Raw genomic sequence first — 14,188 nt, 5'->3', positions numbered from 1 at the left:
AGAAAATAATGCTAACGAAAATTTCTGTTGAAAAAATTCTTGAGCGGGCCTTGATGGGGTACGACTTATCTCCCGAAGAGGGAGTGGTTTTGTTACAACAAACTGAGCCAGAAGCGATCGCAGCAATCCGTACTACATCCGACACACTTCGCCACACTCAAGCAGGCGATACGGTTACATACATCATTAATCGCAATATTAACTTTACCAATATTTGTGAGCAGCACTGTAGTTTTTGTGCATTTCGTCGAGATGAAGGTGATGCCGGTGCATACTGGTTAGATTCGGCGCAAATTTTAGAAAAAGCGACAGATGCAGTGCAACGGGGGGCGACGGAAATCTGTATGCAGGGTGGGTTAAATCCACAAGCGCAGATAAATGGTAAATCTTTACCCTATTACATCAAGGTAGTAGAAACCATCAAACAGGAATTTCCACAGATTCATCTCCACGCTTTTTCTCCGCAGGAAGTGGAATTTATCGCCAGACTTGATGGACTTGAATATGCTGATGTGATTATTGCTTTGCGCGATGCTGGTGTAGGCTCAATGCCGGGAACAGCAGCAGAAGTATTAGATGATGAAGTCAGGCGGATATTGTGTCCAGAAAAGATTAATACAGCCACTTGGCTAGAAATTGTCAGCACCGCTCATAAATTAGGCTTGCATACCACCAGCACCATGTTATCCGGGCATATTGAAAGCCACGAACAGCAAATCGGGCATTTAGAAAAATTGCGATCGCTCCAAAAAACTGCCATTGATCGGGGATATCCCGCAAAGATCACAGAGTTTATTTTATTACCCTTCGTTGGCCAAGAAGCGCCCAAACCCTTACGTCGCCGTGTCGGACGCGATCAACCCGTTTTAAGCGACGCACTGCTGCTAGGCGCTGTGGCGCGGATTTACTTGGGTAATTGGATTCCTAACCATCAGCAGAGTTGGGTAAAACTGGGGCTTGCAGGTGCAACCGAAGCCTTAGTTTGGGGTTGCAACGACATCGGCGGCACCTTAATGGAGGAGCATATTACCACAATGGCAGGTGCTTTGGGTGGTACATGTATGGAAGTAGAAACTTTGAAAACTGCGATCGCTTCCTTAGAACGACCTTACCAACAACGTGATACTCTTTATCAAAAAGTTAAGATTTAAGAGTTGCCCTTTCAAGGTGGATAAAAAATTCCTCTTCTCTCTGTGTTCTCTGCGCCTCTGCGGTTCAATAAATTAATTTAAAAATTATCGAACCGCCAAGCCGCCAAGAGCGCCAAGGCACGAATGAAGGAAGTTTATAAATGATTTAGAATTGCTACATATCATAAAAAATTTAAATAAGCATTTTTTCTTCTCTCTGCGTCTTTTCTGGGCGATGGCGGTTCGTTAAAAAATTAACTTTGATAACAGATTACCCTTAAATAGATAAGATAGCCCTTCCTCGTTTTAACAAGCTCTAATAATTTAGAGGTTGAGCATAATGAGAATTTTGATAGTTGAAGATGACGATCGCATTGCCAAACCATTAGCCGAATTTTTAAGACGACAACATCATATTGTAGATATAACAACCAATGGCTTGACAGCTTGGGAATGGTCGCAATCAGCATTATATGAGCTAATTTTATTAGATTTAATGCTGCCTAAATTAGATGGAATTACTCTATGTAAGCGTTTACGCGCAGCTTCATCTAATGTTCTAATTTTAATGTTGACGGCACGAGATACAACAGGCGATAAAATTATCGGACTCGATGCTGGTGCTGATGATTACTTAGTTAAGCCATTTGAATTAAAAGAGTTAGCAGCACGCATCAGGGCTTTAGCTAGAAGAACTCCAGAAATTCGCCCTCAGATTTTAATTCACGGTGATTTACAACTAGACCCGGCAACTCAACAGGTTACTTATGCCAAAAATATCATATCATTAACTCCCAAAGAATATATGATATTAGAATATTTTTTGAAACATCAAAATCAAATTGTCACTCGTTCGGTGATTATTGATAAATTGTGGGACTTTGATAAATCTTTGGGAGAAGGAAGTATTAAAACTCATATTACAAATTTGCGGAATAAACTTAGAGCATCTGGAAGTTCAGAAGACCTGATTGAAAATATCTATGGCATAGGTTATCGTCTAGGAAAAAAGTAAAATAATTCGTAATTCGTAATTCGTAATTCGTAATTCGTAATTCGTAATTCGTAATTCGTAATTCGTAATTCGTAATTCGTAATTCGTAATTCGTAATTCGTAATTCGTAATTCGTAATGGGCTACGCCCCGCTACGCCCCGCTACGCCCCGCTACGCTAACGTAATTCGTAATTCGTAATTCGTAATTCGTAATGGGCTACGCCCCGCTACGCCCCGCTACGCCCCGCTACGCTAACGTAATTCGTAATTCGTAATTCGTAATGGGCTACGCCCCGCTACGCTAACGTAATTCGTAATTCGTAGCCAGAGACGGGCAAGATGCCCATCCTACAAGATTAGATAATGTGTTTCAAAGAATCAGATATCGTTTATTGTTGTCTTACTTAGGGGTGTTCGCATCGCTGCTGGGAATATTTGCGATCGCAGTCCGATTTGCTTTCAGTCACAGTCTAACTGAACAAATCACAGATAAGCTCACAGCCATAGGGAAAGCTGCGGCTACAAATGTAGAATTTGAAAAAGGTCGCCTAACGGTTGAAAGTGACTTTCGTCCACAAGACTTAATTGCTTATCATCAAGCATTACAGTGGTTTGATCCTCAAGGAAATTTGATTACCCAACAAGGCAAAACTGTTTTAACCTTACCTTTTTTACCAAACAAAATAGTACAAATTCAGACGGGTAAGGTTCCTATCCAAGTAGTGACTGTACCAATTATTGCTAGCGATAATGGTGAGCTAGTTGGGTATGTAAGGGTAAGCCAATCTTTGGAAGAATTTAATGAAACTCTTGAAAAACTGGACTGGGGATTAGGCGGTGGCATTATTATAACTTTGGTTCTGAGTAGTATTGGCGGAATTTTGTTAACCCGTCAAGCAATGCAACCTATTGAAGAGAGTTTTGCAAAGCTTAAACAATTTACTGCTGATGCTTCCCATGAACTACGCAGTCCGTTAATGGCGATCAAAATTAATGCTGAGTTACCGCTAGAATATCCAGAAGAAATAGGGCCAAAAGATGCAGATAAGTTTCAGGCGATCGCCAACGCTACTAACCAGATGACTCGCCTTACAGAAGACTTATTGATGCTAGCACGCACTGATAGAGTTTCCAATCAAAATAGGGATACTCTCAATTTAACGTCAATATTAGAGAACCTAATCCAACTGTATAAACCTCAAGCTGAAGCTAAACAAATTGATTTAAAAATTCAATTAATTCCTAATCTTCAACTAATAGGTGATTCAATTCAATTAACGCGACTGTTTACTAATTTAGTTGAAAATGCACTCCATTACACACCATCAGGAGGCGTAGTTGAAATTAAAACCAGTCGTGTCGGTTCCCATCTTTATGTCAACCTACAAGATACAGGTGTCGGAATTGCACCAGAGCATATCGATAAGGTTTTTGAGCGTTTTTGGCGAGCAGATCAGTCTCGTTCTTATTGGTCAGGTGGTTCTGGTTTAGGGCTAGCGATCGCTCAAGCTATTGCCCAAAATCACGGTGGATTAATTAGTGTTACGAGTCAATTAGGAGTTGGTAGTTGTTTTACTGTGCGTTTACCAACTCCATAAATTCAATTCCCTACTTATTTGTCATCATTAGTTTCTTTAACTTGAATACTACTCTTGGGACGAGTAGCTTCATTCTTCTCATCTTGTTCGTTAGCATTCTCAGCATAGATAACTTTGCCATTACCAGCATCTACCTTAACATCTTGCTGACCAATTTCTACCGAATAAACTAAGTTGCCATCTTCATTTTCGAGTTTAACACTTTTCGCTTTACCTCCCACAGATGCTTCAACAGTTTGCTGTGCTTGTTGTGCTGTAATTTTAGCTAGCGGTTGCAGTTTTGCTGCTTCTTGCTGTTTTTCTGCATCGTCATTTTTTTCACCATCTCCATCACTAGCTTCAGCAATTTGGATAGTACTATGATGTTGACGTGCAATTGCTACGAAAGATTGCGGTTGTTTTGCAAAAACAACTCTCGACAATCCAGCGAATCCCAAAGTACCAATACAAGCTGCTGACAAAATAATTTTTGTTGAAGTTTTCATACTTGAAAAATTCCTAAAAGTCTGGGTTTGTATTTCTATATTAGGTAATAAAAGTCAAGAAATAGTCAAGATTAGTTTGAGTTATATCAAATGGTGAAATTAATTTTCAATGAGGTATTTTAGCTATTTTTATGGACTATATCAGCAGAAAATTGCTTTTCAATCAAATCTTGACTATTTCTTGACTTTTGCTGTGTAAATTGAAATAAATCACTCAGTAATTTATGACAATACAGCTAACTTTAAAATGTGATGTAATCTCACTTCTACGGAAAAATCAAGAATAACAAGATTATGAATAAGATTTTAAATAAGGTTCCAGAGGTCACAATTTACTTCTGGATTATTAAGGTTCTGGCAACTACAGTAGGTGAAACCGCAGCAGATTTTTTATCAGCAAACCTACACCTTGGTTTAGGCGTTACATCCTACATTATGAGCGGCGTGTTAGTGATTGCGCTGTTGAAGCAGTTTAAACTTAAACGCTATATTCCCGCATTTTTTTGGTTTGTGGTCGTTTTGATAAGTATCGTTGGTACACTAATCACTGACAGATTAGTAGACGAATTTGGGGTTAGCTTGGTGACAACTACTGTAATTTTTAGTGTTTCCTTGTTAGTAGTTTTTGCGCTCTGGTATTCAAACGAAAAAACATTAGCCATGCACTCAATCAATACAGCTAAAAGAGAACGTTTTTATTGGATAGCTGTTTTATTCACGTTTGCTTTAGGCACTGCAACAGGAGACTTATTAGCAGAGTTTTTGAGACTGGGTTATGCACAATCAGCATTGATATTTGGCGCTTCAATTGCAATTATAGCGATCGCTTATTATTACTTCCGAATGAATGCAGTTTTGGCATTCTGGTTAGCTTACATCTTGACTCGTCCACTTGGAGCTTCTATGGGTGATTTATTATCCCAATCTGCTACAAATGGAGGCTTCGGTTTTGGTACGGTCGGAACCAGTATGCTTTTTCTTTCTATAATCGTGAGTCTAGTTATTTACTTAAGTCTTAAGCAGAAGAAGCCAGCCTTACTACCGATTGACCGACAAAACTGATTAGCGATCGCCTTCTCGATTTGGGCATTTTTATGTTTGCGATGCCTGCGGCGAGCGAAGCGATCGCAACAACAGTCAGCATTCTCTACGATGACTTACTATTTTTTATCGTCAAAAAAATGAACAAAGTTGCAAAAGTCACGATTTTCTTCTGGATTATGAAGATCATCGCTACGACACTCGGCGAAACAGCCGGTGACTTCATCTCAATGTCTCTTGGACTGGGGTATTACATAGCCTTTGCCATAACCTTCGCTATTCTGGCTATTCTCCTGTTTTTTCAAATTCAATCAGACAGATATCGTCCAGCGCTTTATTGGACAGCCATTATCGCTACAACCACAGCCGGAACGGAAGTTTCAGACCTGATGGATCGATCTCTTGGGCTTGGCTATGCACTGGGATCGCTTATTCTGGTAGCTGGTCTTTTAAGCGTTCTTAGCATCTGGTACTACCGCGATCGCAATCTGAGCGTTTATCCGATTGTCAAGAAAGATGCAGAGACTACCTACTGGCTGGCTGTGGTGTTCTCCAACAGTTTGGGAACAGCCTTTGGTGATTTTCTCACAAGCAACTTGGGACTAAGCTATATCCAGGGCGCATTGGTGACAGCTAGCGTTATTGGTGTTGTCATTGCCCTTCACTACGTAACAAAGTTGAGCGATATCCTCCTATTCTGGCTTGCATTCATCTTCACACGTCCCTTCGGAGCCACCTTCGGAGATTTTCTGACAAAACCAGTCAAAAATGGCGGTCTATCACTGCCAAGGGAATATGCTTCTGCGATCGCCTTTATCCTGCTGGCAGTTGTCCTATTCTTTTCCGTGCGAAAGGAGAAAAAAGTGCGTCACCTAATTGAGTGATACGTTTAAGCATAATGAATAAAATCAAAGTATGCTCCGACAAATTTCTAATTTCTGGTTGCGTTATATACATCCTCGTTTGGCTGCCTTAATTGCCACAATTGGTATTGTTGGACTTGCTAGTTGTCTGCTGATACTTTTTGTTTTAGCAAAAATAGCTGAAGAAGTTTTAGAACGAGAAGCTTTTGCATTTGATACTACTTTTTTGTTATGGCTACATCAGTTTGCCAATCCCAGCTTAGATAATTTCATGTTATTCATTACCAACGTTGGTAATCCTAGTACAGTAGTCATGGTTGTCAGCGTTAATCTAATATTACTTTGGTGGCAACATTATCGAGAAGAAGCGAAATTTTTCGTCCTTGCTTGTTTAGGAGGATTCATTTTAAATACAGGGTTAAAGTTATTTTTTTCCAAACCTCGCCCTGAACTATGGCATCGCTTGATTTCTGAAAAATCTTTTAGTTTTCCTAGCGGACATGCACTAGGTTCTATAGTACTTTATGGTTTTATTGCTTACGAATTAGCAACTCACTATCCTCATTTTGCTAAACTTATTTACAGTTTGACAGTTATTTTAATTGCTGCTATTGGTATTAGCCGCCTATATTTAGGAGTCCATTGGCCCACAGATATAATTGCAGGTTATGGAGTCGGTTTTCTGTGGCTGATGATATGTATTACAATGCTCAAATTGCAGAAATTAAAGCAGGGAAACTTAGTTAATTAAATTCTCTCAACCTCTAATCCCATAACTCTAAGTACAACATTTCATTGATTCGTAGCGAATTCTCTGCGTGCCTCTGCGCTTACCTCCGCGCTCCTCTGCGTTGAAAATTTCACCCTCAATTGATCCCCAAGTTACCAATCCAAGATACGATAGACGTTGATTTACGTATTCTTTTAATTAATGCATATGAAGCGCTATTGGTCGCGTTTGCTTGCGCTGGTTTTGGTTGTAGCTATCGGCTTAATGGGCTGTTCTGGCAGTCCAGATAGCTTAACTGGGGATTATCGCCAAGACACCTTAGCTGTGGTCAATGTGATGAGACAGGCTCTCAATCTATCACAAGATTCATCAGACAAAACAGCAGTTCAAGCAGAAGCGCGTCAGAAAATTAATGACTTTTCGGCTCGCTATCAGCGAGTTAACTCTGTTTCTGGACTTAGCTCCTTTACAACTATGCGGACAGCCCTTAATTCCCTGGCTGGACACTACAGTTCTTACCCAAATCGTCCCGTACCCGAAAAACTCAAAAATCGTTTAGAGAAGGAATTACAGCAGATTGAAGCAGCGCTGAAGCGTGGCGGTTAAGTCTTGCCTAGGCGAATGGAATTCGTGGCTATACAGACAAAACCCACCTCCGTGGGTTTCACATTCCTGGAGTCCGCGTGGTGCGAGAAGCGCAGCGCAAGTGTAATATGCGGACTTTGTTAGTGTAGCCGCGATTTCCGATCGCTTACTTTGTATCCATCCAATTTTCACCAACACGCGCCTCTACCAGCAATGGCACACTCAACTCGACTGCATTTTCCATCACCGACTTAATTTGTGGTTGTAATTCTTCCCACTCATCAGGGGGAATTTCAAACACTAATTCATCATGAACTTGCAACAACAAACGCGCCTGATAGTTCTTCAAAACCTCATGCAGTCTTACCATTGCAATTTTGATAATATCAGCGTTAGAGCCTTGAATTGGTGCATTAGCTGCTGAACGTAATAAACCCGCATCATAAGGGCCCAAATTCTTCAATTTACTCAGATCGATATCTTCTGGATTACTGCCTTTTAATCTGCGTAAACTGTTATTAGTAAAGTCAAAATAACGACGACGACCGAGAATAGTTTCTACATAACCAAGAGCGATCGCTTCTTTTTTGACTTGCTCTAAATATCCAAAAACTTTCGGATATCTTTCATTAAACCGCTTAATGAACTCGTTGGCAATGTTCTTATCTATCCCAGTTGAGCGCGAAAATCTGAGAGAACCCATGCCATAAATCACGCCAAAATTGATAGTTTTTGCCATCCCTCGTTCTTCTGAGGTTATATTTTCTTTTTCAAAAACTAACCGCGCGGTAACAGTGTGAACATCTTCATTTTGCTGATATGCTTGCACTAATATCGGCTCTTGACTCAAATGAGCCAAAATCCGCAATTCAATTTGTGAGTAATCAGCAGCCACCATTAACCAACCAGCTTCTGGCAAAAATGCCTTCCGAATTTGGCGACTAAAAGCTGTGCGAATGGGGATATTTTGCAAATTCGGATTAGAAGAAGATAACCTACCAGTTGATGTTGCTGCTTGATTAAAATCAGTATGAACTCGCTGCGTATCTGGACGCACCAATGCAGGTAAGGCATCAACATAAGTAGATTTTAATTTAGATAAGGTACGATATTCAATAATCGCCTCAACAAAACCACTGTTATCATCTTCTTGGAGTCTTTCTAATGTTGCTGCGTCTGTAGAAAAGCCTGTTTGAATTTTTCGAGAATGTCTGGTACTTAACCCCAACTTTTCAAACAAGATTTGGCTCAATTGTTTAGGAGAACCTAAGTTAAAATTTTCCCCAGCTATTTCAGTCGCTTCCTCTTTTAACCTAGCTAACTCAGTTTCTAAATGCTGCGAAAGTTCTTTTAAATAAGCTGAATTAATGCGGACACCCGTGTATTCCATTTGAGCTAAAACTGCTTCTAGCGGCTGTTCCACTTGCACTAATAGCTTAGACAAAGTTGGAATTTGATCCAGTTCCTCACGCAATTTCGCCACTAACCCAAAAGTAGAATAAGCATCCATACCGCAGTAATCTGCAACGGCGGGAATATCTATATCAGCGATGGTTTTACCTTTAGGAACTAAATCTAAGTAACTTTTTGCTATCAATCCCAAATATCGCTGCCCTAAATCCATCAAATTATGACTTGAGTCTGGATTTAGAATGTAACTTGCCAGCATGGGATCAAACACTACTCCCGCTAAATTAATCCCTTGACACTTTAAAACTAAGCGGTCAAATTTGGCATTCTGTAAAGCTTTGGGATAATCAGCACTTTCGAGAATTGGGCGTAATGCTTCTAGCACCAAATCTTTATGCAAATTTTCCCCAGTTTTATGCCCTACAGGAATATAGGCTACCTCATCTGGTTGCGTTCCCCAACAGCAACCAATTCCTACTAATTCAGCATCTCTTGGTTCTAAAGAGGTAGTTTCAGTATCCCAAGCAACGGGAATCTCTGGGTTAGTGAATGTTTGCAAAAGTTTCACTAACTCAGTTAGTTTGGCTTCAGTGTTGATGATGCGTGGTGTAATCGGAGAAATAGATTTCAGTGCAACTACTGCTGTATCACTAGCACTAAAAAACCACAAATCATTATCTTCATCATCCTTCAATTCGGTGTGAAGATTAATTGCGTCTGTTTTAGCTTCTTGCTTTTCTTCAAATTGTCCACCAAAACGTTGCTGTAGGTCATTAATCCTACCTAAAAAAGACTTGAACTCTAATTTTTCTAAAATGGGGGATAAGACGCTTATATCAAATCCTTTTAATTTGCAATCTTCTAAATTAATTTCTAAAGGAACATCTAAAACTATGGTTGCCAAATAGCGAGATTTATCGGCATCTTCTTTACCCGTTGCTAGTTTTTTCTGAGTTGCGCCTTTAATTTCATCTAACGCAGCATAAATATGATCAAGGGAACCATAAGTATTTAGCAGTTGCACTGCTGTCTTTTCCCCAATTCCCTTGACTCCAGGAATATTATCTGATTTATCACCACAAAGAGCTTTGAAATCGACAATTTGTGAAGGTAAAACGCCCATCTTTTCTTTGACTTGTTCTGCTTCAAATTCCGTAATGCTATTTGTAGAGCGTTTTATGGCATCTGGACTAAAATTCAGAACAGTGATTTCTTTGTCAGAGTCGATCAGTTGAAATAAATCGCGATCGCCTGTGAGAATCTTCACCTTATACCCAGCAGCAGTTACTCGCTGTGCTAAGGTTCCCAAAACGTCATCCGCCTCGAAACCAGGGGCAGTGAAAATTGGTAGATTGAAGCCATTCAGCAACTCATGCAGGTTTGCTAAATCGGGAATGAAGTCTTCCGGTGTTTCTTTGCGATCGGCTTTATAAGTCTCGTCAGCTTCATGGCGAAAAGTGGCCTCACCCAAATCAAAAGCGATCGCCATTGCTTTGGGCTGTTGTGTTGCCATTACCTCAAGCAGGCACTTCACAAAACCAAAACATATACTCGTCGGAATCCCTGCTTTAGTACGCAGTCCTCCATCTCGCCCTTTGGCGAAAGCAAAGTATGAACGATAAGCCAGGGAGTGTCCATCTACGAGGATGAACGTGGGGCGTGTTGCAGTTACAGATGCGAAAGTTTCAGACATAGCCCTATTTTAGCCAGAAGCTTTGTCACATAGTTAGCAATTTTAGATGCTAGTTCAACTTGGCTTTGGCAACAATAGCGCAGTTTTTGCGTGCCAATTGCTCCTGCATATAATTTTAGACGAAGTGATGTCTACGCATTTGCAGCTTCAGTACGGAAGCCAAGTAGAACTAAACTTTTGGCAGCAATACCGCCTTAATTAAGTACGTGGGTATCAACATAGTAACCATGTAGTAACCAGATCGCCCATTTCTCACCAAAACTTGGGAATCTATCTCCTGAGTGTTTTATGTTTAATTAGATTGGCCTAGCTTACTTCTCAAGAACTAACAAACACTAGCTTAATCTTTCGACATAATACTACCACTATCAAAACCTCTTCGCATTAACAAAACTTTATATATACCAATCAAAAAGGATATTTTCCGAAGGGACTTGAACATAAAAACTTCACATAAAGTTACGTGGAATTATCAATCCGACAAGCAAAGTTTCAGAGTTAGAAATAACTTAGTAATCCTGTAATGATTCGTTTGAGAAAAGCATCTTCCATCATGACAACAAAACTATTGAACACTCTCGCTGCTGCTACAACTTTGGCAGGGATTGTTGCAACATCTGGAGTAGCTAATGCAGCTTCTCTCTCTTACACTAGTTCTAGTAATTACGACTTGACAGATATCATTGATGCACCTTTAAGCGTCCAGCAATTTAACTCATCTCTAGGCACACTCCAGGGTGTAACGATAGAATTTACTGGCAATATACTTGGAAATGCAGGTTTTGAAAACAGGAGTAAAGCGCCAACTCCGGTGACAGTAAATCTTGCTAGTCAATTCAGCTTAGGATTAAATAATCAGTCTCTATTGGCGCTCAATCCTCAATATTCTTACAGTTACCAAGTTGCTAAATATGACGGCACCACTGATTATGGTGGCACATCTGGAAAGACTGTTTCTAACTTAACTGCCACACAATCTGCTACCCAGTCTTTCACTAATACCCAATTTTTGCAGTCTTTTATTGGCAATGGCAACGTAGACTTCCTGTTCTCCGCTCTAGCCACCTCAGCAGTTACAGGATCGGGCAACATGAGATCCTATATTGATACTTATGCTAAAGCAGGTATCAAAGTAACTTATGACTACCAATCAGTACCTGAACCCTCTGCCACACTTGGAGTTGGTTTAATTGCTGGGCTTTGTTTGTTGTCACAACGGAAAAAAAGCTGGCTGAAGGTTTCCAATTCATAGACTTTTTTGAATAGGTGGATTTTCCCATCCTATCTATACAGTCAGGCTCTCTAATTTAAATGAAAAACCCCGATTTTTTCGAGAATCGGGATTTTTTATGGCGATTATTAGCCAGAATTTTGAACAATATTCAAAAGATACCATAGCTAAAATTGTGTGATTCAACATCCTCACGGTAGGCATATTGGGTTGACTAGAGAACCCAATTTTGTCTACTACTCCCCACTAGTCGCTAGAGCCTGTTAACCTCTTACTGGAACTTAAAATCTAGGAAATTATGCAGAAAGCATCTGCCACATATCTGGCATCTACTAATCATCAGGCTGCTGCAAAAGACATTAAACTACTAGTTTTGGATATAGATGGCACGATCGCAGGACATTCTAACACCGTCAGCGCAGGTGTAAAGCAAGCTATTGTGGCAACGCAAGCACGAGGAATTCCAGTGGCGATCGCTACAGGTAGAATGTATCGTTCAGCTTTGCGCTTTCACCAAGAAATTGCCTCTACACTACCATTAATGGCTTATCAGGGAGCCTGGATTCAAGACCCGATCGCTCAAAAACTTCATCGCCATTGGGCTGTTTCTAGGGAAATCGCCCACCAGCTACTGGACTATTTTGAACAGCCTGAGTTGCGATCGCTCCTATCTGTCCACTTTTACATCAACGATCAACTATACGTCCGTGAGTTGACTAGAGAAACCCAAATTTATGCAGAACGTTCTGGTATTACTCCAATTCCCGTTGGTGATTTGCGCCAAACCTTAACAAATGAACCAACAAAAATTCTCGCTTTGTCTGATGACGTAGATTTAATCGATCGGTTATTGGGGAATTTGCGTCGTCAATACACACCTGCTGAACTTTATCTCACGACATCTGTTGCTACCTTTTTTGAAGCAACTAACGCCTCTGTGAATAAAGGAACTGCTGTACGTTACCTAGCCGAAGAATTGCTAGGATTACAGATAGCCAATGTTATGGCGATTGGTGATAACTTCAATGATGTGGAAATGCTAGAGTCTGTTGGACTTGGTGTAGCTATGGGCAACGCACCAGAAGGAGTACAAGCGATCGCTAAGTGGGTAGCTCCTAGCGTAGAGGAAGACGGAGCAGCAGTAGCAATTGAAAAGTTTTTGCTGTAATGAGGATACTCTTTCGAGCCTGAAGCATATAAATCAGAAAGGACACCAACGACTGGCCGTGTTTCGTCTCGGTGTCCTAGCTGGTTCGCTCCTCACACACCTGCTAATGTAGCTGAGGTGATGCATTGAGTCAATAGCTATTATAAAAGTTTTTATTATTGCCTAAGCGACATTACCGATTTATAACTCCAAGGACGCAAAAACACCCAATTTTTCCTCTAGCATGTGTCTTAATACTGACTGAGTAGCCATAAGTAATCCGAGTCTGGCTTGGGCTAGTTCTGGTGATGTAATTTTTACCTCACCCCAAACCCGGCAATTACACCAAAAATTTTCAAAAGCTTGGCTCAAATTCAGCGCAACTTTTTCCCACTTCACAGAACCACTAATATCAGGGCACTCTATGTTGTCTACTACTTGTATTAACTCGCCAATCAGACGACGCTCATCTGGATGATTTAATTGCAGTGTTTGATCGCAGTTTAGCCAAGGTAAAGGGTTCGGAGAGATAACATCCCAAAAAGCTGGACTAGTATTTGGAACTGGTTCTCTAAGTTTTATCAATCCCTCTCGGTGAGCCAGCAACACTAGCGAACAGCAACGTGCATGGGCGTGCTGAACAGCAAACAATGAATTGGGGATTGGGGATTGAAAAGAGGCAGAGGTGCGGAGTGCAGGGGGCAGAAGGGAAAACTCTTCTTCCTTGCTCCTTGCTCCCTGCTCCCTGCTCCCTTGCCGCCCATCTTCTCCTGGACTCCCGACTGCAAGACTTTGTAACCAAGTCGCTAAGGTAGAGTGAGTTAATTCAAAATGTATCCAACCAGGAGGAACTATTTGGATGGTAAAAACGTCACCACAAGTCCTTAAGAAATCAGATGCGATCGCACTGGCAAGCTCCATAGTTTTCCAATTCTGAGATTTTGACAGTCGCAAAGCCACACTTGAGATATATAAAATTTTATTCTTATCTCTATCTTTATATAGATAATCTTTTTTATCTTTTATGCATATAAATTCTGCTTTGTAAGTATCAATGCTTAGTAAATTTATTATATAACTGTATAATAGCTGTTTTATTGACGTATATTTGATAACTGGTGATCTATAATGCACGTAATATTATTTAAATTATCGTGTAAGATATATTTATTAATTTTCTGTCATCTATCTTGGGGTAGAAATTTAATTTAGATGAAGAAAAATGAGAGAAGGATAAAATTTGATGAATAATCGATGAATAGTAAGTAAACTTTACTACC

General features: G+C 40.3%; 12 protein-coding genes. 9 read left to right on the top strand and 3 right to left on the bottom strand.

Annotated elements, in window-relative coordinates; all coding sequences use genetic code 11:
* Window positions 1-8 precede the first annotated feature (8 nt).
* From cofH to CDG79_RS00350, 3 genes are all read left to right on the top strand, one after another.
* Window positions 9-1,151 (top strand): 7,8-didemethyl-8-hydroxy-5-deazariboflavin synthase subunit CofH, encoded by a 1,143-nt coding sequence (gene cofH, locus CDG79_RS00360; RefSeq protein WP_094339636.1) that lies wholly within the window; start codon window positions 9-11, stop codon window positions 1,149-1,151.
* A 319-nt stretch (window positions 1,152-1,470) separates the two neighbouring features.
* Window positions 1,471-2,145 (top strand): response regulator transcription factor, encoded by a 675-nt coding sequence (locus CDG79_RS00355; RefSeq protein ID WP_094339635.1) that lies wholly within the window; start codon window positions 1,471-1,473, stop codon window positions 2,143-2,145.
* 345 nt (window positions 2,146-2,490) lie between these two features.
* Entirely contained in the window at window positions 2,491-3,723 is a 1,233-nt protein-coding gene (locus tag CDG79_RS00350; protein WP_094339634.1) for a HAMP domain-containing sensor histidine kinase, read from the top strand.
* A gap of 14 nt (window positions 3,724-3,737) precedes the next feature.
* Here CDG79_RS00350 and CDG79_RS00345 read toward each other — a convergent pair whose 3' ends face one another.
* Entirely contained in the window at window positions 3,738-4,208 is a 471-nt protein-coding gene (locus CDG79_RS00345; RefSeq protein WP_094339633.1) for a PepSY domain-containing protein, read from the bottom strand.
* A 294-nt stretch (window positions 4,209-4,502) separates the two neighbouring features.
* Between CDG79_RS00345 and CDG79_RS00340 the strand changes: the two genes are divergently transcribed.
* From CDG79_RS00340 to psb27, 4 genes are all read left to right on the top strand, one after another.
* Entirely contained in the window at window positions 4,503-5,270 is a 768-nt protein-coding gene (locus tag CDG79_RS00340) for a COG4705 family protein (RefSeq protein WP_094339632.1), read from the top strand.
* A 32-nt stretch (window positions 5,271-5,302) separates the two neighbouring features.
* On the top strand, window positions 5,303-6,133 hold the full coding sequence (locus CDG79_RS00335) for a COG4705 family protein (protein WP_223277961.1): 831 nt from the start codon (window positions 5,303-5,305) through the stop codon (window positions 6,131-6,133).
* Window positions 6,134-6,164: 31 nt separating this feature from the next.
* A complete protein-coding gene (locus CDG79_RS00330) occupies window positions 6,165-6,863 on the top strand; it encodes a phosphatase PAP2 family protein (protein WP_094339631.1) in 699 nt (232 codons plus the stop codon).
* A 180-nt stretch (window positions 6,864-7,043) separates the two neighbouring features.
* Complete coding sequence (psb27, locus tag CDG79_RS00325) at window positions 7,044-7,448, top strand: photosystem II protein Psb27 (protein WP_181154303.1); 405 nt, start codon at window positions 7,044-7,046, stop codon at window positions 7,446-7,448.
* Between the two features lie 145 nt (window positions 7,449-7,593).
* Here the strand turns inward: psb27 and polA are convergent, their stop codons facing one another.
* Window positions 7,594-10,530, bottom strand: a complete 2,937-nt coding sequence (gene polA / locus CDG79_RS00320) for a DNA polymerase I (RefSeq protein WP_094339630.1) — start codon at window positions 10,528-10,530, stop codon at window positions 7,594-7,596.
* 553 nt (window positions 10,531-11,083) lie between these two features.
* Between polA and CDG79_RS00315 the strand changes: the two genes are divergently transcribed.
* Both CDG79_RS00315 and CDG79_RS00310 read left to right on the top strand, forming a co-directional pair.
* Window positions 11,084-11,782, top strand: coding sequence for a choice-of-anchor E domain-containing protein (locus tag CDG79_RS00315; RefSeq protein ID WP_094339629.1), 699 nt, complete (start codon window positions 11,084-11,086; stop codon window positions 11,780-11,782).
* Window positions 11,783-12,059: 277 nt separating this feature from the next.
* The gene (locus tag CDG79_RS00310; protein ID WP_094339628.1) at window positions 12,060-12,929 is read left to right on the top strand and encodes a Cof-type HAD-IIB family hydrolase; all 870 of its coding nucleotides are present in this window, start codon (window positions 12,060-12,062) and stop codon (window positions 12,927-12,929) included.
* A gap of 180 nt (window positions 12,930-13,109) precedes the next feature.
* Here the strand turns inward: CDG79_RS00310 and CDG79_RS00305 are convergent, their stop codons facing one another.
* Window positions 13,110-13,829 (bottom strand): DALR anticodon-binding domain-containing protein, encoded by a 720-nt coding sequence (locus tag CDG79_RS00305; protein ID WP_317616564.1) that lies wholly within the window; start codon window positions 13,827-13,829, stop codon window positions 13,110-13,112.
* Window positions 13,830-14,188 lie beyond the last annotated feature (359 nt).

The organism is Nostoc sp. 'Peltigera membranacea cyanobiont' 232 (assembly GCF_002245985.1).
Lineage (GTDB): Bacteria > Cyanobacteriota > Cyanobacteriia > Cyanobacteriales > Nostocaceae > Nostoc.
This window is presented reverse-complemented; position numbering and strand designations above follow the sequence as displayed.